This window comes from Solibacillus isronensis (genome assembly GCF_023715405.1).
Taxonomy (GTDB): domain Bacteria; phylum Bacillota; class Bacilli; order Bacillales_A; family Planococcaceae; genus Solibacillus; species Solibacillus isronensis_B.
In genome coordinates, this window is the sequence record NZ_JAMBOC010000008.1 from 1 (window position 1) to 25,216 (window position 25,216).

25 protein-coding genes and 2 tRNA genes are annotated in these 25,216 nt (G+C 40.0%); 3 read left to right on the forward strand and 24 right to left on the reverse strand.

What is annotated here, in order from left to right:
* Positions 1 to 591: 591 nt before the first annotated feature.
* The 17 genes from lysS to M3166_RS18040 form a co-directional block, all read right to left on the reverse strand.
* Positions 592 to 2,094, reverse strand: coding sequence for a lysine--tRNA ligase (lysS, locus tag M3166_RS17960; protein WP_353056588.1), 1,503 nt, complete (start codon positions 2,092 to 2,094; stop codon positions 592 to 594).
* 175 nt (positions 2,095 to 2,269) lie between these two features.
* Positions 2,270 to 3,280, reverse strand: a complete 1,011-nt coding sequence (gene dusB, locus M3166_RS17965) for a tRNA dihydrouridine synthase DusB (protein WP_251691498.1) — start codon at positions 3,278 to 3,280, stop codon at positions 2,270 to 2,272.
* 20 nt (positions 3,281 to 3,300) lie between these two features.
* Positions 3,301 to 3,504 carry a helix-turn-helix domain-containing protein gene (locus M3166_RS17970; RefSeq protein WP_251691500.1) on the reverse strand — a complete coding sequence of 68 codons (204 nt, stop codon included), beginning with the start codon at positions 3,502 to 3,504 and terminating at the stop codon, positions 3,301 to 3,303.
* Positions 3,456 to 3,977 carry a 2-amino-4-hydroxy-6-hydroxymethyldihydropteridine diphosphokinase gene (gene folK / locus M3166_RS17975; RefSeq protein WP_251691503.1) on the reverse strand — a complete coding sequence of 174 codons (522 nt, stop codon included), beginning with the start codon at positions 3,975 to 3,977 and terminating at the stop codon, positions 3,456 to 3,458. The genes M3166_RS17970 and folK overlap by 49 nt, the downstream gene beginning before the upstream one ends.
* A complete protein-coding gene (gene folB, locus M3166_RS17980; protein ID WP_251691504.1) occupies positions 3,974 to 4,342 on the reverse strand; it encodes a dihydroneopterin aldolase in 369 nt (122 codons plus the stop codon). Before folB ends, folK begins: the two co-directional genes overlap by 4 nt.
* Positions 4,343 to 4,352: 10 nt before the next feature.
* Positions 4,353 to 5,213: a dihydropteroate synthase gene (folP, locus tag M3166_RS17985; RefSeq protein ID WP_251691506.1), complete on the reverse strand. Its 861-nt coding sequence runs from the start codon at positions 5,211 to 5,213 to the stop codon at positions 4,353 to 4,355.
* Positions 5,197 to 6,060: an aminodeoxychorismate lyase gene (gene pabC, locus M3166_RS17990; RefSeq protein ID WP_251691508.1), complete on the reverse strand. Its 864-nt coding sequence runs from the start codon at positions 6,058 to 6,060 to the stop codon at positions 5,197 to 5,199. Before pabC ends, folP begins: the two co-directional genes overlap by 17 nt.
* A 12-nt stretch (positions 6,061 to 6,072) precedes the next feature.
* Positions 6,073 to 6,642 carry an aminodeoxychorismate/anthranilate synthase component II gene (pabA, locus tag M3166_RS17995; RefSeq protein WP_251691510.1) on the reverse strand — a complete coding sequence of 190 codons (570 nt, stop codon included), beginning with the start codon at positions 6,640 to 6,642 and terminating at the stop codon, positions 6,073 to 6,075.
* Positions 6,639 to 8,048, reverse strand: a complete 1,410-nt coding sequence (locus M3166_RS18000; RefSeq protein ID WP_251691512.1) for an anthranilate synthase component I family protein — start codon at positions 8,046 to 8,048, stop codon at positions 6,639 to 6,641. Before M3166_RS18000 ends, pabA begins: the two co-directional genes overlap by 4 nt.
* 147 nt (positions 8,049 to 8,195) lie before the next feature.
* Positions 8,196 to 9,131: a cysteine synthase A gene (cysK, locus tag M3166_RS18005; protein ID WP_251691514.1), complete on the reverse strand. Its 936-nt coding sequence runs from the start codon at positions 9,129 to 9,131 to the stop codon at positions 8,196 to 8,198.
* A 297-nt stretch (positions 9,132 to 9,428) separates the two neighbouring features.
* Positions 9,429 to 10,406: a peptidyl-prolyl cis-trans isomerase gene (locus M3166_RS18010; RefSeq protein ID WP_251691516.1), complete on the reverse strand. Its 978-nt coding sequence runs from the start codon at positions 10,404 to 10,406 to the stop codon at positions 9,429 to 9,431.
* Complete coding sequence (gene hslO / locus M3166_RS18015; RefSeq protein WP_251691518.1) at positions 10,390 to 11,271, reverse strand: Hsp33 family molecular chaperone HslO; 882 nt, start codon at positions 11,269 to 11,271, stop codon at positions 10,390 to 10,392. The genes M3166_RS18010 and hslO overlap by 17 nt, the downstream gene beginning before the upstream one ends.
* Before the next feature lie 17 nt (positions 11,272 to 11,288).
* The gene (locus tag M3166_RS18020; RefSeq protein WP_251691520.1) at positions 11,289 to 12,056 is read right to left on the reverse strand and encodes a type III pantothenate kinase; all 768 of its coding nucleotides are present in this window, start codon (positions 12,054 to 12,056) and stop codon (positions 11,289 to 11,291) included.
* A gap of 250 nt (positions 12,057 to 12,306) precedes the next feature.
* Positions 12,307 to 14,343 carry an ATP-dependent zinc metalloprotease FtsH gene (gene ftsH, locus M3166_RS18025; RefSeq protein WP_251691523.1) on the reverse strand — a complete coding sequence of 679 codons (2,037 nt, stop codon included), beginning with the start codon at positions 14,341 to 14,343 and terminating at the stop codon, positions 12,307 to 12,309.
* Positions 14,344 to 14,529: 186 nt separating this feature from the next.
* Positions 14,530 to 15,072 carry a hypoxanthine phosphoribosyltransferase gene (hpt, locus tag M3166_RS18030; RefSeq protein WP_251691524.1) on the reverse strand — a complete coding sequence of 181 codons (543 nt, stop codon included), beginning with the start codon at positions 15,070 to 15,072 and terminating at the stop codon, positions 14,530 to 14,532.
* 32 nt (positions 15,073 to 15,104) lie between these two features.
* Positions 15,105 to 16,511, reverse strand: a complete 1,407-nt coding sequence (tilS, locus tag M3166_RS18035; protein ID WP_251691525.1) for a tRNA lysidine(34) synthetase TilS — start codon at positions 16,509 to 16,511, stop codon at positions 15,105 to 15,107.
* A gap of 21 nt (positions 16,512 to 16,532) precedes the next feature.
* Positions 16,533 to 18,887 carry a SpoIIE family protein phosphatase gene (locus M3166_RS18040; protein ID WP_251691526.1) on the reverse strand — a complete coding sequence of 785 codons (2,355 nt, stop codon included), beginning with the start codon at positions 18,885 to 18,887 and terminating at the stop codon, positions 16,533 to 16,535.
* Positions 18,888 to 19,142: 255 nt separating this feature from the next.
* Between M3166_RS18040 and M3166_RS18045 the strand changes: the two genes are divergently transcribed.
* From M3166_RS18045 to M3166_RS18055, 3 genes are all read left to right on the forward strand, one after another.
* Positions 19,143 to 19,219, forward strand: a tRNA-Met gene (locus M3166_RS18045).
* 6 nt (positions 19,220 to 19,225) lie between these two features.
* A tRNA-Glu gene (locus M3166_RS18050) sits at positions 19,226 to 19,297 on the forward strand.
* A 133-nt stretch (positions 19,298 to 19,430) separates the two neighbouring features.
* Positions 19,431 to 19,619, forward strand: coding sequence for a sodium:potassium antiporter (locus tag M3166_RS18055; protein ID WP_251691527.1), 189 nt, complete (start codon positions 19,431 to 19,433; stop codon positions 19,617 to 19,619).
* Between the two features lie 119 nt (positions 19,620 to 19,738).
* Here M3166_RS18055 and M3166_RS18060 read toward each other — a convergent pair whose 3' ends face one another.
* The 7 genes from M3166_RS18060 to M3166_RS18090 form a co-directional block, all read right to left on the reverse strand.
* Positions 19,739 to 20,167: a S1 domain-containing RNA-binding protein gene (locus M3166_RS18060; RefSeq protein ID WP_008408265.1), complete on the reverse strand. Its 429-nt coding sequence runs from the start codon at positions 20,165 to 20,167 to the stop codon at positions 19,739 to 19,741.
* A gap of 242 nt (positions 20,168 to 20,409) precedes the next feature.
* Complete coding sequence (locus M3166_RS18065; RefSeq protein WP_251691529.1) at positions 20,410 to 20,841, reverse strand: FtsB family cell division protein; 432 nt, start codon at positions 20,839 to 20,841, stop codon at positions 20,410 to 20,412.
* 46 nt (positions 20,842 to 20,887) lie between these two features.
* Positions 20,888 to 21,343, reverse strand: coding sequence for a spore cortex biosynthesis protein YabQ (gene yabQ / locus M3166_RS18070; RefSeq protein ID WP_251691531.1), 456 nt, complete (start codon positions 21,341 to 21,343; stop codon positions 20,888 to 20,890).
* Between the two features lie 2 nt (positions 21,344 to 21,345).
* A complete protein-coding gene (gene yabP / locus M3166_RS18075) occupies positions 21,346 to 21,645 on the reverse strand; it encodes a sporulation protein YabP (RefSeq protein ID WP_008408271.1) in 300 nt (99 codons plus the stop codon).
* An 86-nt stretch (positions 21,646 to 21,731) separates the two neighbouring features.
* Complete coding sequence (locus M3166_RS18080; RefSeq protein WP_079523123.1) at positions 21,732 to 22,022, reverse strand: RNA-binding S4 domain-containing protein; 291 nt, start codon at positions 22,020 to 22,022, stop codon at positions 21,732 to 21,734.
* Between the two features lie 4 nt (positions 22,023 to 22,026).
* The gene (mazG, locus tag M3166_RS18085) at positions 22,027 to 23,493 is read right to left on the reverse strand and encodes a nucleoside triphosphate pyrophosphohydrolase (RefSeq protein ID WP_251691533.1); all 1,467 of its coding nucleotides are present in this window, start codon (positions 23,491 to 23,493) and stop codon (positions 22,027 to 22,029) included.
* Between the two features lie 9 nt (positions 23,494 to 23,502).
* The gene (locus M3166_RS18090) at positions 23,503 to 25,107 is read right to left on the reverse strand and encodes a putative polysaccharide biosynthesis protein (protein ID WP_251691535.1); all 1,605 of its coding nucleotides are present in this window, start codon (positions 25,105 to 25,107) and stop codon (positions 23,503 to 23,505) included.
* Positions 25,108 to 25,216: the final 109 nt, after the last annotated feature.

Consider the following 25,216-nt stretch of genomic DNA (forward strand, 5'->3'; position numbering starts at 1 on the left):
AAAAGTAGTTTGAAAGCTCATTTGCTTTGCTAGCGATCCAACTTCGTTAGAAGTTGGAATCTATTGTTTGCTTCATTTAAGAAGCTTGTTTCATTAACGTTGCTTGTTCAGTTTTCAAGGTTCATTGTGTTGTCGTTGTGACAACTTTTATATCTTACCATTTATGTGATATGAATGTCAACAACTTTTTTCAAAAAGTTTTTAACCCATATTTCACTGTAAATTCAGTAACTCTTAAACTTTACCACTCTAAAGTCGAAAAGTAAAGAACTTTGTAATTTGTTGCGTCACGTTTTAGCGACAAGAAATAATATACCATCCCCATAACTATATTGCAATAGTTATTTCAAAAAATATTATACTTTTTATCAAAATCTATATAGCTTCACTTAATTCCCTTTCAATACATATAGAAAAGTACGCTTGATTGCTTCCTCATCTCCTTATATCCTTATATCCTTATATCCTTATATCCTTCTATAGTACTCTAACCGCCAACACACTCTTATTGTTCACCAGAACAAATAAGTACACTTTTCTTTCTATAATAAAGAAAAGAGCCCTGCGAATAACGCAGGGCCCTAAATAAACTTACTTCGTAGTATGGCGCATTGTCGGGAATAATAAAACATCACGAATTGATGGTGAGTTCGTTAGCAACATTACTAAACGGTCGATACCGATACCTAAACCACCAGTTGGCGGCATACCGTATTCTAGTGCTTCGATGAAATCATTATCCATTTCATGTGCTTCGTCATTTCCAGCTTCTTTCTCAGCCATTTGAGCTTCAAAACGCTCACGTTGATCGATTGGATCATTTAATTCTGTGAAGGCATTTGCATGCTCACGTCGAACGATAAATAGCTCAAAACGGTCTGTGAAGCGTGGGTCTTCAGGGTTTTTCTTCGCTAATGGGGAAATTTCCACTGGGTGACCTGTTACGAAAGTAGGTTGTACTAATGTTTCTTCTACTTTTTGCTCAAAGAATTCATTGATGATGTGACCTACTTCATGTGCATCTTTAATTTCCACACCGTGTTCAGCAGCATGTTTGCGTGCTTCTTCTACAGTCATCGGTGCCCAGAAGTCTACACCAGTTGCTTCTTTAACTGCATCTACCATATGCACGCGTTTCCAGCCAACACCTAATTCAATTGTATCTTCACCATATTGTACAGATGTTGTACCAAGAACGTCTTGAGCTACATGTGCAATAAGGTTTTCTGTTAAATCCATAATATCGTTATAGTCTGCATACGCTTCGTATAATTCAATCATTGTGAATTCCGGATTGTGACGAGTTGAAATACCTTCGTTACGGAATACACGGCCGATTTCATACACTTTTTCCAAGCCGCCAACAATTAAACGTTTTAAATGCAGCTCGATAGCGATACGCATATATAATTCCATATCCAATGCATTGTGGTGTGTAATGAACGGACGAGCCGCCGCACCACCTGCAATTGTATGCAACATTGGTGTTTCAACTTCCAAATAGCCATTGTTATCTAAATAGTTGCGGATTGCACGGATAATTTTTGAACGTTGGATGAATGTTGTTTTTGATTCATCGTTTGTCATTAAGTCTACATAACGTTGACGGTAACGTTGTTCTACGTCTGTCAGGCCGTGGAATTTATCAGGTAACGGACGTAACGCTTTTGTCAGGAAAGTGAACTCTGTCGCTTTAACAGATAACTCTCCAACTTGCGTACGGAATACGTTTCCTTTTACCCCTACGATATCCCCAAGATCTGCTTTGTTGAATAATTCATATGCTTCTTCACCGATTGCATCTTTACGTACATAAATTTGGATTTGGCCAGCTAAGTCCTGGATATGCGCAAAACCAGCTTTACCTTTACCGCGCTTCGTCATAATACGTCCAGCGATTACAACTTCACGTGGATTTTCTTCTAATTGCTCTTTATCAAATTGCTCATTTTCTGCAATAATTTCGTTCGATAAATGTGTGCGTTCAAAACGGCTGCCGAATGGGTCCATACCGTTTTCGCGAATATCTGTCATCTTCTGGCGTCTCACCAAAAGTTGGTCGTTTAATTCTTCGATATTTGACACGTATTTCACTCCTTAATGTTTTTGCGCTCCAAAACGGCACAATAGTCCATAATGTTTCCATTGTACAGTATTTCGTTTGGTGATTCACCTGTTTCGAATTAATTTTAAATATCAGACAATTCTGTTAAGTGATTTCCCTTTACATAACAAAAAGGCATCATCAGCTGATGCCTTTCATTACTGTTTATACAATAACCGCTTCTTCTTCGTATTCCTCTGCCACACTATTTAAAAGAATACGTAAATCTTGCTCAGTCTCTGTTAAATTGATGGCATTACGGATTTTCCCGTTTCCGCGAATTCCTTTTAAATACCATGATGCATGTTTACGCATTTCTCTTACCGCCACTTTTTCACCTTTAAGTGCTTTTAAACGTTCAAAATGAAGTAAACAAACGTCCATCTTTTCACGAATAGAAGGCTCTGGAATTTGAATACCTGATTCCAAGTATTTCACCGTTTGATAGATCATCCATGGATTTCCTAAAGCAGCACGACCAATCATAACCGCGTCTGCATTCGTATGTTCCAGAATGCGCTTTGCATCTTCCGGTGTTTCCACGTCCCCATTCGCGATAAACGGGATGCTAATATTTTTTTTCACTTCAGCTAAGACATCCCAGTTTGCCTTACCTTCGTACATTTGCACACGTGTTCGGCCATGCATTGCAATCGCGGCTGCACCTGCACGTTCTGCTGCTTGAGCATTTTCTACAGCGAATACACGCTCTTCATCCCATCCGATACGCATTTTTACCGAAACCGGCTTATCGACTGCATCGACAACAGCTGAAACCATTTCGTAAATTTTGTTCGGATCAAGAAGCCATTTTGCGCCAGCTTCACATTTAATAATTTTGTTTACAGGACAACCCATGTTGATATCGATAATGTCGGCTGTTGTATGTTTGTCTACAAATTTTGCCGCCTCTACTAAATTTTCTTTGTCTCCTCCGAAAATTTGCAGTGTCATCGGATTTTCTCGCTCATCGATATAAAGCATGTCCAATGTTTTTTTGTTGCGGGTATTCAACGCCTTATCACTGATCATTTCCGCATAGACTAACCCTGCACCAAATTCTTTTACCGTTAATCGGAAAGCCGAGTTGCAGATTCCCGCCATCGGAGCAAGAACGACACGGTTATCCATAATAATATCGCCTATTTGGAAAGGCTTTTGGTCGATGTTTGACACCTTTTGTTCCCTCCACCAGGTTATTCACCTTTTAATTCGATTATATCTATTTGTAATACATCTGCAATTGTTTGAAGCTGTTCTTCGGAGGGTTGTTTCTCGCCTCGTTCAATCCGCCCTAAAATTGTTACAGATATACCAATATGTTTTGCAAATTCGGTTTGCTGAATTCGTTTCAGTTTTCGAAAGGCACGAATTCTGCGACCGTATTGATTTTCTTCCACAGATTGACGCCTTCTTTCTTTATATCAAGTGCATGTAACGCTTTTTGCACGCCTACAAGCATATCATAATTTTGCGTCATAATCTCTTCTAACGGCACAAGAACGAATGCACGCTCATACATACGAGGATGCGGAATCGTTAAGGCTTCTGTTTCATATTGTTTTTGACCATACAGCAAAATGTCCAAATCGATTATTCGCGGTCCCCAGCGGAATTCACGAACACGGCCAAGATCATTTTCGATTTTTTGGCATTGTGCTAGTAGATTATGGGCATCAAGCTCCGTCTCAAGAGCAACGGCAATATTTAAAAAATCGGCCTGATCTGTAAAACCGACTGCTGCCGTTTCATAAATTGAAGAAATCGCTGTTACAGATATCGCCTCATGTGCGATGAGCAGCTTTACCGCGTCTTGCAAGTTTTGCTCACGCTCACCAATATTCGTACCAATCGATAAATAGGCTGTCGTCATACGAATTGCCCTCTTGTAATTTCGACCGCGACTTCTTTGTAATGTCCCGGTATTGGAGGATCAGGCTTAATAATTTCGACGCGGCACCCAAAAATCTGACCTTCATATTGCGTTAAAATACTTGAAGCAACTTTTTCCGCAACCGCTTCAATTAATTTATACGGTTTACCTTCAATCACTTCTTTACAGATATCATAAACGCCAACATAACTTACCGTATGATCCAGCTCATCTGTCTCACCCGCTCGTTTCATGTCCACAGCAAGCGATACATTAGCCCGAAAGCGTTGCCCTAATACGTTCTCTTCCGGTAATACACCGTGATAACCAAAAAACTGCATTTCTTTTAAATGAATGTAATCCATTGCAAACTCCTTAATGTCTCGGTGCCAATTCACCTTGTACTTCAAATTTCCCTACAAGCGCATCCATCATTCTTACTGTACGCGCCACTTCTTTAACATCATGAACACGCATCATATGGCAGCCCATTTGGACACCAAATGCACAAGTAGCGGCTGTCCCTTCCACTCGTTCCTCTACAGGTAATTCTAAAATTGACCCAATCATACGCTTGCGGGATGTCGCAAGCAATACCGGATATCCTAATGCAACAAGTTCATCAAGGCGCTGCATCGTTTCAATGCTTTCACTTAAGCTTTTCACAAAACCGATGCCCGGATCAAGGAAAATATGCTCGTCTCTTACTCCCGCTGCTTTTGCAATTGCAATACTTTCCTGCATATCGGCCATATAATCAGCAAAGTAGTTATCGTACTGATCTGACAGACGGTTATGCATTAAAATAATCGGTACATCCAGTTCTGCTGCAACATTTGCCATTTCCGGATCCGCTTTTGCGCCCCAAATGTCATTAATAATATGTGCACCCGCTTCAATTGCGGCACGCGCAACATTTGATTTATACGTATCAATTGAAATAATCGCAGGTACTTCTTTTAAAAGCGCTCGAATTACCGGTACGACACGTGCAATTTCCTCCTCATCGGAAATTCGTATATAACCAGGGCGTGTTGATTCCCCGCCGACATCGATGATTTTCGCTCCATCTGCCACCATTTTTTTCGCCTGGGCAACGGCTTTTTCTATCGAATTGAACTTGCCGCCATCCGAAAATGAGTCCGGTGTTACATTTAAAATGCCCATCACGAATGTTTCTTTGCGGAAATCCAGCTCAATCCCATTTAATGTGAGTACTTTATAGTTTTCTAACATGACGGTCTCCTAAACGCGTATTGATTTTTTGTAAATATATTTGATGCAGCTTTTTATAAAGTCTGCCTTCACTGCCGGCAAACTGTACCTTCCCAATACGGGAAATCGGTACAAGCTCCTGTACAGCCGTTGTAATAAAACATTCATCCGCCTGTTCCAATTCCCATGCCATAAAGCGGCCTTCTCGGACCGGGATTTGGAGTTCGTCAGCGAGTTGAATGACTATTTTTCGGGTAATGCCCGGTAAAATACCTAAATTAGTAGAAGGCGTATACAGTATACCATCTTTTATCCAAAAGACATTTGACGTAATACCTTCTGCTACAACACCGTCCTGATCCGTAAAGAAACCTTCTTGTGTCGCTAAACTCGGCAATTCTAACCGCGCTCGAACATTATTGCCGTAATGATGGCTTTTATAGCGGATCTGCTGTTCAGGAGAATTACGTGCTGTTTTCAGCCAGACCGCTTCTTTTTCTGTACCGCGCACCATATTCGGCAGTTCTTTACGAAACAGAATAACGGTTGGTTCGTTATATTCTGACGGAGCAAGTCCAATCGAATGCACACCAGCCGATACATTTAAACGAAAATACCCTTCTTTGCCATTCTGTGCATTGAGCTTTTCAATGACCTCTTCTATGTTCTGTAGCGTATACGGAAAATGAATACGGTACTCTTTTAACGCTTCCAGCAGGCGGCTGAAATGTTCATGCAAATAGACAGCCTTGCCCTCATATGTCCGAAACGTTTCAAAAAAACCGAGACCATATAAAAAACCGTGATCAAACGGGGAAATTTTCAAGTCCTGTTCATCGATATACTGGCCATTCATCCAACAAAGCATTGCCCATCCCTCCTAACAATACGTCTCAATAAATGTTCGTAACAGTTGCTTGCCGTCTTCAGTCATAATCGATTCAGGATGATATTGAACTCCTTCAATCGGATACTGTTTATGACGCAGACCCATAATTTCGCCTTCCTCTGTCCAAGCCGTTACTTCCAGACAGTCCGGTAATGTTGTAGGTTCTACGATCAGCGAGTGATAACGCGTTGCTAAAAACGGGTTCGCATTCTTTTTATGCAGACCAACCCCATTATGAAGAACAGGTGAAGTTTTCCCGTGCATCAATCTCTCTGCACGCACTACATCGCCGCCAAACACTTGTGCAATTGCCTGATGACCTAAGCACACACCTAGAATCGGAAGCTTCCCTGTGAAATGTTCGATAATCCGAAGACTTTCCCCCGCATCGTTTGGTGTACAAGGCCCTGGTGAAATAACAAGCACCATCGGTCGGAGCTTTTCGATTTCTTCTACCGTAATTTCGTCATTGCGCTTTACGACCAGTTCATGACCGAATTCACCGAAGTATTGCACTAAGTTGTATGTAAACGAATCATAATTATCAATCATTAAAATCATTTGCTCACCTCTTCTGCCATTGCTTTTGCCTGCCACATTGCTTTCGCTTTATTCATTGATTCAATATACTCGTTTTCCGGAATCGAATCGATGACTATTCCGGCGCCCGCCTGAATGTATGCAATGCTATCTTGAATATACGCTGTACGGATAACGATGTTTAATTCCAAATCGCCTGTATAGCCAATCCAGCCGATCGATCCTGTGTAAAGACCACGGCGTACCGGCTCAAGCTCTTCAATAATTTCCATCGTACGGATTTTCGGTGCCCCTGTAATCGTTCCACCCGGGAACATCGCCCGAATCACATCCGCATTTGTTTTTCCATGCGCAATTTCTCCTCGAACATTCGAAACAATATGCATTACATGTGAGTAATGCTCAATCACCATGAACTCATTTACTTCTACCGTCCCGTATTTGCTCACCCGTCCTAAATCATTGCGTTCCAAATCAACTAGCATGACATGTTCTGCACGCTCTTTTTCATGTTCAATGAGTTCATTGGCCAACGCTAAATCCTGCTCTTCTGATGCTCCGCGCGGACGTGTCCCAGCAATCGGTCTTGTTGAAAGCTCATTTCCTTTACGCTTTACAAGCAATTCCGGAGAGCCACTAACAACGGCAAAATCTTCACTTTCAATATAAGCCATATACGGCGAAGGATTAAACGAACGAACTGCCTCATACATCGCAATCGGTGCAGCCGAAAGCTTTTTCGCCTGACGCACAGACAAGTTCACTTGGAACACATCACCTTGTCCAATATAGTGCTGAATTTTATGTATAGCAGCTTCAAATGCATCTCCACTGAAGGAGACTTGCAATTCCGCTTCATCCTGCTGCATATTTTTTGCTGTTTCCTGATTAAAATGACGCTTTTCCAATCCGGCTACCGCATGCTGTTGCCAATCCGTTTGCCATGAAAGTAAATCAACTTCACTATTAGCAAATTTCATCAATGTCACTTCACCTGTTTGTACATTATGTACTGCCCAATGATCAAATAAATAAAAATAAAGATCCGGTACTTGCAAGTCATCTTCCGCCTCATTTGGAAGGAATTCTATCGTGCGCGCATAATCATATGAAATAAAACCAATTGCCCCACCTTGGAAATCAGGTAGTTTCGGATTCGCTTCAAGCTTGTACTTGGCGATCACTTTTTCCAGCTCCGCGAGTGCTTCACCTGTTTTCAGCTCTGTTTCTCCATTTTTCCAAGTTAGTTCAAGACCTTGTGCCACTGACTTTGCCTTTGCAATTGGCTGCCATGCGGCGATTGAATAATGCCCTCCACGACCGCTTTCCATAAACGTCCGCTGTTTTTCCGTTGCCGTCTGTTCTTGGAAACTATAATAAAATTCATCTTTTGTCATGTAAAAAGTATGTGTTTCTAGTTGTTGCATCAATTTACACCTGCTTTACCTTTTTCTTAATTAAACTCGATAACGCTGTAAAAATCCATTTTTAACTTAGCAGTTTCTAAGAAAAAAGCCATTCTACGAGAGTTGTTCTCGCAAAATGGCTTTTATAATTTCTTAGATAAATTTTAATTAGTCTTCAAATTGGTATAAAGGTGTTGATAAGTAGCGCTCACCGTTTGATGGAATAATCGCTAATACGTTTTTGCCTTTACCTAAACGTTTTGCAGTTTCGATTGCTGCGTAAATCGCTGCACCTGAAGAAATACCAGCTAAAATACCTTCTTCGCGCGCTACTTTACGTGCATATTCGAATGCTGTTTCGTTTTCAACCGGTAATACAGAATCATATACTTCTGTGTTTAATACGTCCGGAATGAAACCTGCACCAATACCTTGAATTTTATGTGGGCCAGGGTTACCGCCTGAAAGAATTGGAGAATCTTTAGGCTCAACAGCGATGATTTCGATTTCAGGGAATTTATTTTTCAATACTTCACCTGCACCAGTAATTGTACCGCCAGTACCTACACCTGCAACAAATGCATCTAATTTTAAGCCTTCTTGCTCGAATGCTTCCGCAATTTCAGGACCTGTTGTTAAACGGTGAATTTCTGCGTTTGCTTCGTTTTTGAATTGTTGTGGCAAGAAGTATCCTTCTGATTTAGATAATTCTTCTGCTTTTGCAATTGCACCTTTCATACCTTCTGGACCTGGTGTTAATACTAAGTCAGCACCATAAGCACGTAAAAGGTTGCGACGCTCTAATGACATTGTTTCAGGCATTACTAAAACTGCTTTATAGCCTTTAGCTGCTGCAATCATTGCTAAACCGATACCTGTGTTACCAGAAGTCGGTTCGATGATTGTGCCGCCTGGCTTTAATGTGCCATCTTTTTCTGCCGCTTCAACCATAGCTAAAGCTAAACGGTCTTTAACTGAAGAACCTGGGTTAAAGTATTCAAGTTTTACGTAAACTGTACCTTCATTTTCACTTGTTGCATTGTTTAATTTTACGATTGGTGTGCGACCTACTAAGTCCGCCACTGAATTTGCTAATTTACTCATTTTATCCATTCCTCTCCAAATCCCTACCAAATCAATAGGTTTTACTTAATTTGTATCTTATCAATTTTTAATACTACTTGTCAATTAATTGAAACGAAATTTTTGGAAAATTTCTGACTATTTAGGTTTACTTAATAAAAAGGCAGGGACAGCAAAATTGATTTCCATTCCAGGGGACGCTTTCCGCGGGCGTGGCCCCTCCATTCCAATCAATTTTATAAAGTAGCAGTTTCTCAATAAAAGTTTCTCTTTCACTAAAAACTTCAACTTCTGTCCTTGCCTGTCTAAAATCCTGCGTTAATTTTTGGATTCTCCGTAAATCCATGTGGCATTAAATTCTGCCCAGAAAGCTTCCGGTGTAATGGAAGGTGGCAGCTGTTCTAAAGCAAGCTGACGTTTTACATGGCCTTCTACTTCATCAAAGCTGAATGACTGCCCTTCCATGTTCTCTGTAACCTTGACAATCGCATAGCGCCCATCACTTAATACAAATGGTTTGGAAGTTTCATCTTCCTTCAGTTTTTCCACTTCTGGTAAAATTGCAGGATCGACTGCCGATTGACTTGATGAAATAAAGCCAATATCGCCGCCTAAACTAGCCGAAGCTGTATCCAATGAATGTTCACGTGCCAGAACCGCAAAATCAGAGCCGTCCTTCAGCTCTTTTTCCACTCGTTCCGCGTCCTCTTTTGAGTTCACGATAATCATACTTGTTCGGTGTGTAGTTGGAATATTATAAATCGACTTATTGTCTTCATAATATTTTTTAGCCTCATCCTCTTCTACAACAATATCATTTGTTAATACTTTATCGAGGATGAGTTGAGCTCGCATTTTTTGACGCAGTTGCTCCGGAGATAAGCTATGTAGAGTTGTATCATTTGAATCTTGTGCCGAGCGTAATAAGGCGATTTCTAAATCAATCTCTTCTTCTTTTACATCGAGTTTATATTTTTTCGCTGCTTTTTCCATAACAGCTTCATTTACTAAACTCTGCAATGTTTCTTTTCCATATCGGTTTTCCATTTCAGCAAGCCATTGTTGGCGTGTAATTGGATCTCCCTCGACGGCAGCGATGTTTTCGCCGCCGCCATCTTCTTTTTCTGACGTTTTTTCATCAGATGGGAGTAACCATAGCACAAACCAAAATAGATTTCCGATTAACAATAGTAACAATAACATCAACGTAGGTTTTGTTTTTAAGCGTCGTTGTGTGTACGGTAAATTATTTTGTGTTGGTTGTGGTGTTTGGTGTAAATTACGATTGGATTTCATTCACAAAGCCTTCAAGTTCACTTTTATCGAAGTGGTACTTTTCTAAACAGAAGTGACATTGTGCTTCTGCTTGACCATCTTCGTCAATCATTTCCTGAATCTCACCGACACCTAAACTGATAATTGCCGCACCAAAACGCTCTTTTGAACATTGACATTGGAACTGTACAGGCATTGATGAAAGAATTTGAACGTTTCCTTCTCCTAATACCGCTTCTAAAATTTGCTCAGGTGAATATCCCTTTTCAATCATTTTTGATACAGGCTCAATTGAAGATAAACGTTTTTCAATTGCTTCGATCGTTTCTTCATCACAGCCAGGCATTAATTGAATGATAAAGCCACCTGCAGCTAAAATTGTATTATCCGGATTTACTAATACACCTAGGCCTACTGAAGAAGGTACCTGTTCAGATGAAGCGAAGTAGTATGTGAAGTCTTCAGCGATTTCTCCTGAGACAATCGGTGTTTGGCCTGAGAACATATCACGTAAACCTAAATCTTTAACAACTGTAAGTGCTCCCTGAGAACCGACACCTGCACGTACATCCAGTTTCCCCTGTTCATTTAATTCAAAGTGAACATGTGGGTTTGTAACGAAGCCGCGCACATCTCCTTTGGCATCTGCATCGATAACCATTGGACCGATTGGACCGTTCCCTTCGATTTTTACCGTAATTTTGTCGTCCCCTTTTAACATCGCACCCATCATTACAGATGCTGTCATTGAACGGCCAAGCGCAGCAGATACTACAGGCCATGTATTATGGCGGCGTTGTGCTTCTCCTACAGTTTCAGTTGTATTTGTTGCAAATGCACGAACTTGTCCGTCATATGCAATTCCTCTTACTAAGTAGTCTTTCATGTTGAAATTCCTCTTTTCTATTGATTTCTTTTATAAATCGTCGCAAGTCCCTTGAGTGTCAAAAACGGATCGACAACATCAATCATCTGGGTTTCATTAGCGATTAATTTAGCCAGCCCGCCAGTTGCAATTACGAGGGGCTCTTCTTTACTTTGAGCTTTCATACGACTGACGATGCCTTCTACTTGTCCTAAAAACCCGTAAAAAACACCCGCCTGCATAGCAGCTACCGTATTCTTTGCCACAACTTGCGATGTATGGGCAATTTCTATGCGAGGTAATTTGGCAGCACGCGTATAGAGCGCCTCTGTTGATATAGCAATACCAGGTGCAATGGCTCCCCCTAAATAATCGCCTCGCTCATTAATAAAGCAATACGTAATCGCTGTACCAAAATCGATAATAATTAGTGGCCTGCCGCTATATTGCTGTAATGCGGCAACCGCATTCACGATACGGTCTGACCCAACTTCACGCGGGTTTTCATACTTTATATTCAAGCCTGTTTTTACACCAGGCCCTACAATTAAAGGCTGGATACTGAAATATTTTTTACACATTAATTCAAGTGCAAACATTATAGGTGGCACAACTGAGGATATAATAATCCCTTTTACTTGTTCAAATGAAATGCCTTCATGAGCAAAAAACGCCTTAAATTGCATCGCATATTCATCTTCAGTTTTTCGTATGTTTGTTTCTGTTCGCCAATGATGGATAAGTTTATCCTGATGATAAATTCCTAAAATGATATTGGAGTTACCTGCATTCATTACTAAAATCACAAGTGGCACCTACTTTTCCTGTACTGAAAAAAATCATACCATATTTGGCCATCTACTATACAGTATTCAGTATTTTTAGCCGGCAATCCTTCCCTTTCAACAACATCCGTTGATTTGCCAAGCGGACAGACGCTTTCCGCTAGAGTTTGCGTCCTCTATTTTAATCAACTTCCGTTATGTCAAAAGGAAATATATTAAGAAGAAAAAACTGACTATCTCCTTTTCCCAGGAAATAGTCAGTTTCATTGTATTATTTTGGACGGTCTTCATCGATGCCTTGCGGGCGATCATCTGAAACGTCTTTCGGTAAATCTTCAACTGTTGGTGATTTCTTTTCACCTTGAACTTCTTTGTTGATCGAAACATTACCAGCAGTTTCAATTGTTGGTGTTGCTTCTTTTTGTTCTTTTGGAAGCTCAGATTCTACTACCGCCTCTTCAGGAGGTAATATACCGTGGTCGCGTAAATGTTCGATTTGCTGTGCATTTAACGTTTCTTTATCAATTAACGTATTTGCGATTAAATCTAGTAAATCACGACGCTCTGTTAAAATACGTTTCGTACGGGCATATTGCTCATCAACGATACGCTGAACTTCTTTATCAATTTCATATGCTACTGTATCAGAATAATTTTGATCTGAACCGAAGTCACGACCTAAGAATGGGTTACCGCCTTGGTTTGAGCCGTATTGAACAGCACCAAGACTATTGCTCATTCCGTATTCTGTTACCATTGCACGTGCAATGCTCGTTACTTTCTGGAAGTCATTATGTGCACCTGTTGATACTTCGCCAAGCACGATTTCCTCCGCAACACGTCCGCCAAGCAATCCGGCAATACGGTCAAGTAACTCTTGCTTCGTTGTGAAGAAACGCTCTTCTTTCGGTAACATGATGGCATAACCACCAGCTTGACCACGAGGGACAATCGTTACTTTATGAACAGTATCTGCTTCATCCAATTCAAGACCGACCACTACGTGACCAGCTTCATGGAATGCAACAAGCTTTTTCTCTTTTGGAGAGTATACACGGCTTGCTTTTGCAGGACCGGCAATTACGCGGTCAGAAGCTTCATCAATATCAGCCATGTTTATTGATTTTTTGTTTTTACGAGCTGCTACTAGTGCTGCTTCGTTTAACAAGTTTTCTAAATCTGCACCTGAGAATCCTGGTGTACGTTGTGCAACAGCTGCCAAATCAACTGTATCTGATAATGGCTTATTGCGTGCATGTACTTTAAGGATTGCTTCACGGCCTTTTACGTCTGGGTGACCAACTGTAATTTGACGGTCAAAACGACCCGGACGTAATAATGCTTTATCTAGAATATCCGGGCGGTTTGTTGCAGCGATGATAATAATACCTTCGTTTGCACCGAAACCATCCATTTCAACTAGTAATTGGTTTAATGTTTGTTCACGCTCATCGTGTCCACCACCAAGACCTGCACCACGTTGACGACCTACTGCATCAATCTCATCGATGAAAATGATACATGGGGCATTTTTCTTAGCGTTTTCAAATAAGTCACGAACACGAGATGCACCGACACCGACGAACATCTCTACGAAATCAGAACCTGAAATCGAGAAGAATGGTACGCCCGCTTCACCGGCAACAGCACGTGCAAGTAATGTTTTACCTGTACCTGGAGGACCTACTAATAGAATCCCTTTAGGAATACGTGCACCGATATCAGTGAATTTACGGTGATCTTTTAAGAAATCTACTACTTCAACTAGTTCTTGTTTCTCTTCGTCGGCACCTGCCACGTCATTGAAACGAACTTTTTTCTTCGTGTCATCAAATAGCTTAGCTTTTGACTTCCCGAAGTTCATCACCTTATTACCGCCACCTTGCGATTGGCTTAGTAAGAAGAAGAATAAAATAATAATGATGACAAATGGAATGATGCTCGTAAGGAATGTTACGAACCCACTTGTTTGTGGTTGTTCTAAAATTTCCACTCCTGGATATTCACCGTTTGCAACTTGTTCTTCAACTTGCAAAATACGGTCTACAGAAGTTTGGTCATTTTGTAAAACGTTCACTGTGAAAGTTTCGCCTTCTTCAGCGCCTCTCATCTGACCTACAATCTTATACACGCCTCTTTCAGGCTGTATGTCCATAGAAGCAATCTCATTGCTCTCTAAAGCCTCAAAAAACGCATAGTAATCAAGGTTTTCAGTTGTCTTTTTTCCACCATTAAATGTTCCAAAAATCCCGATAATCACGAGAAATATTAGTAAATAAAATATGGTGTATCGAAATATTCGATTCATCCCCAGCCTCCTCACAACGTTACAGAAAAACTATAAGTAAAATCTTAACATACGTTGAAATTTTCATACAATAAAAAGCACCGCACATTTTAAACGTTAAAACGAATTATGACAAAATGCGCTCATTTACTACTTATGTCCTGGATGCTTGCCTTAAAATTGAAGGTTTGTACAATCTAGAAAATATTAGAATGAGTATACTTCACGTTTTAAAATTCCAATGTAAGGTAAGTTACGATATTTCTCTGCATAATCTAGACCGTAGCCTACAACAAAACCGTCCGGAACTTCGAAGCCAACAACATCTGCATTCAATTCCACTTTACGACCAGATGGCTTATCCAGTAACGTTACGATTTTAATCGATTTTGCTTTACGGTATTTAAATAAATCCACTAAATAGCTTAAAGTTAAACCACTGTCGATAATGTCTTCAATAATAATGACATCGCGACCTTCAACACTTGTATTTAAGTCTTTAAGAATTTTTACTTCTCCAGATGAAACAGTTGCATTCCCATATGAAGTAACATCCATAAAGTCCAGCTCTACATAAGAATCGAAACGTTTCATCAGATCCGTCATAAATGGCATTGCACCTTTTAGCACCCCGACAGCTAATGGGAACATGTCTTTGTATTCCTCTGTCAATTGAGCGCCAAGCTCTTTAATACGTTCCTGGATTTGTTCTTCTGTAATCATAATTTTTTCGATGTCATTTTGAATCATGAGTAGATTCCTCCTTTTATTGTTCAAACTTTCTAAAGACGTTCATTGCTATCGACAAGAAGCACCATTTCATGCAATGCCGACTTTACATTAGAAAATTTATTGTTAACGCGTACAGCTACTATCGCTAAAAGGTCATCATTAGCATCGACTAACAATGGCCAGCTAGCTCTTTTTGTTAAAGGAATCTTGTCATCAATAAAAATGCGAGATACTTTTTTCTGATGCGGCATACCTTGTAGCAAAATACGATCCCCTTGTTTGGGAGCCCTTACGAATAAGGGAAACGATACAGTTGATGCGGTGAAAAAGTGATGCGGATACTTTTGCAGTAAGTCCTCATCACATCGTGCAAGTTCCCCAATATATATGCGCATCGTTCCAAGCACACACCACTCATTCAAAGCGATTTGTTGATTTGATGTCGGCAAGTCCTGCTGCTTATATTCAAATACAACTTCATCGTATTGTTGACGCGCAATAAAATTCTCCGGTAAATCAAGTATACGACTTCCATCCGACGTTGAGAATAACGTCAAAATCGTCGTACAAAGTGCGTAGCTTTGAATCGTATTTGAATCGTTATAAAGATAACTTAATAGTATTAAAATGAGCCTTCTTTGTAAAGCAAGTGGCTCTTTTTGCAGTTCCGAAACCTTCACTTTATAACAATTTTTGTCGACTTTCTGAAAAAGCTTCGAAAAACGCTCTTCTGCAAGCTCCATTAAATACGAATCATCATCTAAAAGCTGCTGTGCAATGTGGACTGCGTGCCGGGAAACAAGGGGGTTTTCTTCCTTCAAGACTGGGACGACATTGTGACGGAAACGATTACGGGTATAGTTATTCTTTGCATTGCTTGGATCTTCACGGTATAAATGACCTTTACTATGTAAATATTCCCCAATTTCGTCTTTTGTAACCATCAAAAAAGGACGAATTACGGTAAATTGTTGAAATTTACGTGACGGTAAAATACCTTTCAATCCGTTTAGTGAACTCGCTTTCGTCAATGCCATTAACATTGATTCGAGCTGATCGTCCGCATGATGTGCCGTTACTAATTTTGAAAACTTATGTGTATGCATGACGGTTTCAAAGAAATGATAGCGTTCCTTCCGGCAAATCGCCTGAATGTTTCCGCCTTCTTTTTTGTGGATTTCCGCAATGGGTATCGCACAGCTATAGAAAGGTATCGCCCAGTCATTACATGCTTGCTCAACAAATTGGAGGTCTTGAGCAGATTGTTCGCCGCGCAGCATATGGTCAACATGCGCCACGGCGAGCTCAATTTGAAAATAGTTTCGGAAATGATAAAAAAAAGAAAGAAGCGCCATTGAATCAACGCCTCCTGAACAAGCAATTAATAGTTTATCTCCACTTTTAATAAGCTGCTGCTCTTTTATATACGCTAATACTTGATGTTCTAAAGTGTGCATTTACTCACCTCATATTACATTTCAATGTGTGATTGCTGGTCTGAATACTTGCCACGGTTTTATTACATGCTGCAAACGGAATAGCATTACGGTGCAATCGTCTGCAATCGGGTATCTTTGTTTGAATTGTGTCATGACATCGAATAATACAACCTGGATGGAAGCGCCATTTTCCAGCCCTTGACGAATCAGCCTGATAAATAATTGCTCCTGTGCATCCCATTGCGCAGATGGTGAAAATAATCCATCAGAAATCATTAAAATAACATCCTCTGACAATAGTTGCGTCATTTCCGTATCAATTGCGAAATTAGGTAAAAAACCAATCGGGGCACTTGTACTTTCTATTTTGAATAGATCATTCCCTCTTAACACATATGTCGTCATGCCTCCCGCTTTCCAACACCATAAATGGCCGAACTGTAAATCGACAAGTGCAAAATCCATTGTTGCATACATGTCCGAATCGTTTTTCAGCGACATTACATAATGCATTGTGTGCATCGCTGTTTCAGGATCCATGTTATACGTAAGGCAATCCTGCATCATTTGAATTAAGCGTTCACTTTCACGATTTGCTCGCACATTCGTCCCCATTCCATCCGACAGCATAATCGCCATAAGTCCCGGATGAATCGGAAACACACGGTAAGAGTCACCGGAAATTGCATGATTTGCGTGGGAATACGTATATATATCATACTCCAACTGATAACGAATTGCTGAAGTAAACTTAATTTGACGGTAAAAAATAGGCGAGTGCTGCTCGTAAATCTGTTCACCTTTCAATGGTTCATGCAAAAATTCAAACAGTTGCTGCTCTAGTTGGTGGATAACGACATGTGCATCACGATGATCTGCGACATAACAAACGAACTCTCGATTCCCTATTTCATTTTTTATCCACTGAATATGCAAACAGTTAATATCATGTTCTTTTAAAAATTGCTGCATCTCCCCATCCATTTCCGATGTGCCGATTTCTAATCGCTGGCTGTTTAACAGCTTTTCAAAGTGACTGCTTAAATCCCGAAGCTGTAAGGCAATCATTTTTTTGCCATGATAGAACTGTCTCTCCATATGCTCTTTGTGTAAAGCAGACTCTAGTTCTTCCAGCAATTTAGAAGATTTAATGCATTTCCCTTTCAGCTGCTCTTCTACCCGAATCCAGCTAACCGGTTTCGTACTTCTTTTTGCTAATCTCCACGAATCAATAATTCCTTCCATCTCCCCGTTTCTCCCCCAGCACTCTTCATATTTGAAACAGCTGGAGCAAATTAGAAACGGTTCTGCAGTTGTCTTACTTTTGGTCTTATTTTGTGTGAAATGATCAAACACAAGCTCCTTCATAAAAGATACAAATTGCTGAAACTGCTTAAGCTGCACTTCCACCACTTCATTACGGTTCACTTGAATGATGCTGACTGTTGTTTGTTTATAGTACATTTTACAATACTCAAGTATATTTTTCGGCAAAAGCAGAAAAATGATGGCCCCTGTAAGCATCGATATAAAATAAACACTATCAATCGGTAATGTCGCATCATAAAAGAAGAAAAAGATACTTGGCAGAAAACTAAAGAGCGCAACGACATAACGTCCCTGATTTTGTACAAAAGCTGCGACCAGCCCCGTACAAGCATATAAAATCATCATACCTGTGAAAGATAAGTTTGCTAAGCCGATAAAAAAGCCAAGAGATAATGAAAAGATGACCGTAGCTCCAACCGTAGAGGCATAGGCTACAAGGCAAATGAGGAAGTGAAGAACGATCAGCGCCATTGAAAAGTAAAAAAGCGCTAAGTTTTCCATGCCGATCAACATACCGGCCAAAACGACAATAATTGCCGTTATTTTTTCTCTTGTCCACTCGATATTTCCATTTTCTTTACTCGGCAATGTCAAAATACGCATAAAAAACAAAATCGATACCGCAAAAAAGCATTCATATACGATATAAAATAATGTCATGACGGATGGCATACCGCTATGAAGCATCATCTGCCATGCTAGTTGAATAGCAATAATTGTACTGGCTAGTAAAAAGTAAGGGGATATTTTTATAAACTTAAACCGGACGAGACATTCCATGAAGAAAAGCTGCACTAAAACAACAGCTGCTTGTCCAAAGCCAAGAAAGAGCGTTCCTAGTATTCCCCCTAGTAAAGCACTCTTCTGAAATGAGACAAATCTCGTTCGAATAACAAGCCAAAAAGGTAAAAATAACGGAGTAACAGCTTCAAAGAAAACTGCCTGTGCAAAACAGAAAGCTGCAAACGCTATAACACTCGCTATTATCATTCTCGATTTTTCTTTATATAAGAATAAGCTTAAGTTTAGTGTTTGAAACTCATTTTGATTATTTAATGTCACCATTTTTACTATCACCTTTTCTTTTTAACGCTATTATATAAAGCTGAAAAAGTGAAATTTGTCTGTTTGTAGGATTGGCGTCAAAAAATTGTTCGACGGTTTTTTTACGGTAATATGCGCGTTTTTACGCGTTTTTTAGTAGAAATTACAAAAAATAATACAAAGTAACTTTATGCGTATTATGATAGTGGAAATTACAAAAAAATAGTGTTGACACTAAATAGACTGCAATGTATTATTAGTTTTGTTGTTAATTTTGGCGGTGTAGCTCAGTTGGCTAGAGCACTCGGTTCATACCCGAAAGGTCGTGGGTTCGACTCCCTCTGCCGCCACCATTTATAGGCCCGTTGGTCAAGTGGTTAAGACACCGCCCTTTCACGGCGGTAACACGGGTTCGAATCCCGTACGGGTCATCTCAAAAGCTGTTTAGGAACTTAGTATTCCTAGGCGGCTTTTATTTTTGTCTCTATTCGTATTCTGTAATTTCGTGACACACACTCTCCCTTATACATTATACTTATTAAATAAGAGGAGGCGTTTTCTTTGGTGCAAAACTTTACATATTTAGCTTTTCTTTGCGGTATTAGCATGCTTCTAGTCGTTGGAGGCGTCATATTGACAAACTTGCCGCTCCCATTACAAATAATTATGATTGCAATCGGTTTAATTGGAGGCATTTTTTGCTTTGTTACCCTTATCCGTGTGCTCATCAAGCATAACTCTGAAAAAGAATGATCTAATTACGGACCCCTATATCTTCTTTACGAAAAAAAGCGATGGATTGTAAGTTTTGCACTTACAATCCATCGCTTTATCTATTTGACACTTTTTCTACGTTCAAACAGCCAGCAAAATTATCCTCTGCGAGCTCCACGGCCACCGCGCTTAGACTCAGTTGCACGCTTTAATGTAGTTAAACGCTCATCGCTATCTTTTAAGAAACGCGCCATCTTCTGTTCAAAGTTCTCTTTTGGTTGACGATCATTACGATCGTTAGAACGGTTGTTTTCGCGACGAGGACGCTGTGGACGCTCTGGTCGCTCAGCTTGAGGCTTTGCTTTACGAATTGAAAGACCAATCTTTCCATCCGCTTCAACATTCATCACTTTAACTTCGACTTCATCGCCTACTTTAAGATGCTCGTTAATATCTTTTACGTAGTTATCTGCCACTTCACTAATGTGAACTAAACCTGTTTTCCCATCTGGAAGCTCAACGAATGCACCGAAATTTGTGATTCCTGTTACTTTACCTTGTACTTTGCTGCCTACTTCAATTGACATAAAAAAAATGCTCCTCCTTAAATTTTAAGAGACTCTTCGATTGAAAAGCCATTTATCAATTATAATGAAACTTTTGTTCAATAGCTTCTTCTCTAATTATAGCTAACATAAAAAGAGTGTCAACAAGACACTCTACCTAAAGGCAATTAATACCAGAAATTTTATCACGAAATTACAATACTGACTGGTTTTTTATTAAATTTCAAAGTCACATTTTTCTTTATATAACGCGTTTTACAATATTATTTGTCATCTTCAGGCTTGTCTTTATTTTCTTTGTCCGATTTATTCGGTATTGTGAAAATAATTTCGCCTTCTTCAGAAAGGAAAAATTCTTTTCTTGCCAGCTTCGCAATATACTCATCATCTTCCAGCTTCGCAATCTGCAAATTCAATAGCTCTTGTCTGTGAAGCGCTTCTTCCAATCGTTCTTCAACCGCGGCTTTCGCTTCTTGTTTCGCGGCGAGGCGATCACTTTGGACCATGTTCGCTTTTACTAATACGGCTATTACTACAGTTGCTAAAATGAAAAATACTGCTAATCTTCTGCGACGACGTACAGCAATTTTTGCTTTAATTTGAGCTTTTGCTTGCGGATTTGAGCGGACATAATCGTTATTCAACGACTGGACATTATGGTTATGTAGCTCTTCTTGCACATTTCTTCTTCCCATTTCCGTCTCCTCCCTCACAATCAATAGTTGTTATCATTATACGAGTTCACTGCTGTGTTTTAAAGTTTTTTAACAAATATTTCTTGAAAAACTTAATAAAGGGACGGCAAATAAATAATACAATCCCTATTACTAGTTTTATAATATTTTTAACCAGTTTAACTACTACATGTCCAATAAAAATAACCGGCTTCACAAATAAATTTATACATACTCTTCCAACAAAGCGGATAATTTTTTGGAACAGCAATTCATAAGTTGCAATTCCGGCGATTTGGGCAAGTGGATCAACTACCCGCCATTGCCCTCCTTTTACTATAAATAACAAATAAAACGTAGTAACCCCTAGTATTAACCAGACTATCCATTCTAAAATCCAGGTAATACGTCGAATATTTTTTAGAGGGATACGATTTACATTAATGCGGATACAATCGATTATTGCACCTACAGCAACTCCGCTTATAAACATGACAAGAATGCTTATAAGCTGCGCACTCATCATCATCCAAACAATTTATGAAGGAAACTTTTCGATAAGCCACTCTCGCTTTCATCGTATTGGAATTGCTTCACTTCCCCTTCTAACGTCAGTAATCCCTTGTCCACATCTAAATGAACAATACGCAGTTCCTCACCACGAATCAATAAATGCCCTTGTGATGTATTCACATAAAATTCTTCCTGATCAAATCGTTCGATACTTTTAACAGATGTCATGTCCATCCGTTTACGATTACGTACCGTTACTAAGTGATCTCCTGACGAAATGGTATAACGTGCGCTTTCTTGATGAATAGTCAATGCAAGTCCCCCTTTGAGCTTATAGTTGTACACTATATGCACCAACGGAAAGAAGCATGACTCAAAAAGTTGGTCATGCCCTATTCTTATTCTTCATCATCAATAAATTCAGGTTCAACTTTCTCTAATCGCTCTTCTTTTATTATCGTGAACATTTTTAATGCATCTTCTTTTTTCACATTTTCGCGGATTTCTTCGACACGTGCCGTTACAATTTTTTGACCGAAACGAATTGCCAGCTCATCGCCTACTTTTACGGTACTGCTTGCCTTTGCTACTTTATCATTGATCGTAATACGGCCTTGCACCGCTACTTCCTTTGCTAATGTTCGACGTTTAATTAAACGTGATACTTTTAAAAATTTATCTAAGCGCATCCCATTACTCCCCTTTTTCCAGTTGTTTTGCTTCATTCCAAAATGCATCCAGCTGCTCTAATGTAAAATCACTGAACTTCTTGCCGCTCTTAGCTACACTTTGCTCAACAAAATGAAAGCGACGTGCAAATTTTTCGTTGGCATGTAGCATCGCTTCTTCAGGTGAAATTTTATAAAAGCGTGCGATGTTCACAAGTGTGAATAATACATCCCCGAATTCATCAGTACGGCTTATATCGTTACCTTGCGTTATTTCTTCGCGGAATTCTTGCCATTCTTCCGTAAACTTCTCCCATGCATCGTCAGCATTTGGCCAATCAAAACCAACTGTCGCCGCTTTTTTCTGATAGTTGTACGATGTTTGAAGTGATGAGTACGGACTATATTCGTTCTTTAATAATTGTTCGTCATCTACATGGCCTTTTTCCTGCTTTTTAATTTCTTCCCAATTGGCTACTACAGTTTCCGCATCTTCTGCAGTCACATTCCCAAAAACATGCGGGTGACGGCGAATCATTTTTTCGCTGATCGATGCAAGCACTTCTTCCAATGTGAAATACCCGTTATCTTCCCCTATTTGAGCATGTAAAAACACTTGTAAAAGGACATCGCCGAGCTCTTCAACCATAGCAAAGTCATCTTCGGCATCGACCGCTGCTAAAAACTCATGTGCTTCTTCCAATAAGTATTTTTTCAATGATTCATGCGTTTGTTTCTGATCCCAAGGACAGCCGTCAGGGCCACGCAACGTTGCAATGATTTGACGGAATGTTGTCCAGTCCCGTAAGGCCTCCTCATCAGATTGAACAGGCGGCACATATACCGTCGTTAAATTATTGATCTCTGCTGCCTGATCAAGCTCATAAAGCGGCACAGTACGCAATGACTCCTGTATAGACCCCGCTGCTGTAACAATCGTTACCGGGTAGTCATCACGATATTTTTCCATTAATGTGAGCTTTACTTCTGACGCACTGAACGAATCATACACTTGGGCAATCAAAATGTGCTGGCGCATGTTCATATCATGGATAGACATGCTCGTCCCGTCCAATAGCTGAAACCCTTCAATCGGATCAATTTTTAAAGCGCCGAAAATCGGGTCTAAAAAGCTTTGCCCTCCCTCGATTACAAGCTTGATCTGCCCGTTGCGGTCCGCTTCAATTAAGTGCTGGACGGTCTGTTCTGCTACGAGCGGATGTCCCGGAACAGCATACATTATGTCCTCTTTTGCTACAGCCTCAATAAGACGCATTGCAATTTCTTCATAAACGGGACCGAACGAGCCATGTTTAATATACACATCATCAAAGCTCGTGAACTCGATTCCTTCCAGTTTTAAGTCCTGGATGACAGGATGGTCCTCTGTTCGGACATATATTTTTTTGGCTGCTTTAATTTTTTTATAAACACCCATTTGCATTTGTTCAAAATCGGCTGCTCCTAAGCCAATAACAGTTAATTGATTCAAGTTATACACCTACTTCTTTCGATTTAACAATAGTTGATATGCAGCCATTCTCCTGCCGAGCGGGATTAAAAACCAATCCTTTTCAGTTAATACACGCATTTTTGCGACTGCTGTAATAAAAGTCCCTGCGCCAAGCATGACAAGCACACCGCTGTAAATAAGTGCATCAAAGCGACTAAACAAGCCGGTAAACAAGCTGTTTAAGCTGTAAACAGCAACTTGTACGACGACGATCATGACAAGGCAGGCAATGGCCAGTTTTCTATAAAACGAACGATTTGCCAGGCAGATCGACGTTAGTTTTTTTAAATAAATTATAAGTGCAACAGCTGTAAAAATCAGACCGATATTACTCGCTATTGCCGCGCCCAACACATCATAATGAGGGATTAAAATAATGTTCCCTATACATTTTAATATGATTCCGAATCCTAAAAAAACGGCAGGCCCCTTTAATTTGCTATAGCCCTGTAAAATCGCTGTAAACGTTAAAATAATCGATAACGGAATAATTTGAAACGAATAAAGTTTCAACACATTTGAATAGGCATCCGTCTTAAACAGCATTTGATTCACATAAGGCATAACAAGTATCAATCCGAGTGCCGCAGCAACTCCGAATATGAGGGAGCTCCGGAAAGTTAATTGGATAAACGGCTTTGCACCGCGACCATTAGGCTGATTTGCCTTTAATGCAACAAGCGGCACAATGGCCAGCGATAAAGATGTAGCAATAACGATTCCAAGCTGCACAAGCGGTTGCCCGCGGTCATAAATCCCCTTCACTTCCATCGCTTCTACTGTAGGCATTCCCGATTGGACAAGCATTTTATATATCGTAAAGGAATCTACAAGCTGGAAGCATAATAATAGCAACGCACTCATACTGATCGCGATACTGTATAATGTGACCTCTTTTAAAATCGGCCAAATTTTTACACGCACTATTTTCCCTGAAGGCTGATACTGCCGTTTCAAAAAGTAGAGCAGCAGAACAATACCTGCTATTTCCCCGACAACTGTACCGAGCATCGCCATTTTCCCTGCTGCGTAAACAGATTGTGTATACTGCAGCAACACAATTGTTCCGACTAATATAATTGATACCCGAATCATTTGTTCGAACACTTGAGCATAGGCAACGGGCTGCATTTTACTTTCCGATTGGAAGTTGCCCTTTAAAACAGCAAGCAGTGGCATACATAACGTAATAAATGAGCCAACTTGCAATAATCCTGCCAGCTGAGAATCTTCCATCAAATTAGCTAAAGGCTGCGCACCAAAAAATAACAGACAGAAGAAGATAATGGCCAATGCTGTTAAATAGTAAAAAATAATGCGCGATACAGATCGTCTTTCTTCGTATGTACCACCACGCCCTTCAATATCAGCGAGCATTTTGGAAATGGCAACAGCAAATCCGCTTGATGTCCATACGACAAAAAATGAGATAAACGGGTACACTTGCTGATACACATAAAACCCTTGGTCACCTACTAAGTTTTGATAAGGAACCCGGTAGATGGCGCTTAATATTTTTACTAATAGCGCCGCTACTGTCAGAAGAAGAGCGCCCTTCATATAATTTTTCATACCATAACTTTGCGAAGTCATTCTATTTCCTTCCTCTATTTCATACAATGTACTAATTATATCATGAAAACCATTTGCTAATTTTACGCGAGGAATTAAAAAAACGCCCATTAATATGGACGTTTTGAAG

What these genes read in the sequence shown, in the direction of transcription:
- folK (WP_251691503.1), bottom strand. Translation starts at nt 3,977, where the DNA reads ATGACGACAGCCTATTTATCGATTGGTACGAATATTGGTGAGCGTGAG.
- folP (WP_251691506.1), bottom strand. Translation starts at nt 5,213, where the DNA reads ATGTTAGAAAACTATAAAGTACTCACATTAAATGGGATTGAGCTGGAT.
- yabQ (WP_251691531.1), bottom strand. Translation starts at nt 21,343, where the DNA reads ATGAGTGCGCAGCTTATAAGCATTCTTGTCATGTTTATAAGCGGAGTT.
- ftsH (WP_251691523.1), bottom strand. Translation starts at nt 14,343, where the DNA reads ATGAATCGAATATTTCGATACACCATATTTTATTTACTAATATTTCTC.
- pabC (WP_251691508.1), bottom strand. Translation starts at nt 6,060, where the DNA reads ATGCTTTGTTGGATGAATGGCCAGTATATCGATGAACAGGACTTGAAA.
- folB (WP_251691504.1), bottom strand. Translation starts at nt 4,342, where the DNA reads ATGGATTACATTCATTTAAAAGAAATGCAGTTTTTTGGTTATCACGGT.
- hslO (WP_251691518.1), bottom strand. Translation starts at nt 11,271, where the DNA reads ATGAAAGACTACTTAGTAAGAGGAATTGCATATGACGGACAAGTTCGT.
- M3166_RS18060 (WP_008408265.1), bottom strand. Translation starts at nt 20,167, where the DNA reads ATGTCAATTGAAGTAGGCAGCAAAGTACAAGGTAAAGTAACAGGAATC.
- tilS (WP_251691525.1), bottom strand. Translation starts at nt 16,511, where the DNA reads ATGCACACTTTAGAACATCAAGTATTAGCGTATATAAAAGAGCAGCAG.
- M3166_RS18080 (WP_079523123.1), bottom strand. Translation starts at nt 22,022, where the DNA reads ATGCGCTTAGATAAATTTTTAAAAGTATCACGTTTAATTAAACGTCGA.
- M3166_RS18040 (WP_251691526.1), bottom strand. Translation starts at nt 18,887, where the DNA reads ATGGTGACATTAAATAATCAAAATGAGTTTCAAACACTAAACTTAAGC.
- hpt (WP_251691524.1), bottom strand. Translation starts at nt 15,072, where the DNA reads ATGATTCAAAATGACATCGAAAAAATTATGATTACAGAAGAACAAATC.
- pabA (WP_251691510.1), bottom strand. Translation starts at nt 6,642, where the DNA reads ATGATTTTAATGATTGATAATTATGATTCGTTTACATACAACTTAGTG.
- M3166_RS18090 (WP_251691535.1), bottom strand. Translation starts at nt 25,107, where the DNA reads ATGACTTCGCAAAGTTATGGTATGAAAAATTATATGAAGGGCGCTCTT.
- M3166_RS18000 (WP_251691512.1), bottom strand. Translation starts at nt 8,048, where the DNA reads ATGCAACAACTAGAAACACATACTTTTTACATGACAAAAGATGAATTT.
- M3166_RS18010 (WP_251691516.1), bottom strand. Translation starts at nt 10,406, where the DNA reads ATGAAATCCAATCGTAATTTACACCAAACACCACAACCAACACAAAAT.
- cysK (WP_251691514.1), bottom strand. Translation starts at nt 9,131, where the DNA reads ATGAGTAAATTAGCAAATTCAGTGGCGGACTTAGTAGGTCGCACACCA.
- M3166_RS18065 (WP_251691529.1), bottom strand. Translation starts at nt 20,841, where the DNA reads ATGGGAAGAAGAAATGTGCAAGAAGAGCTACATAACCATAATGTCCAG.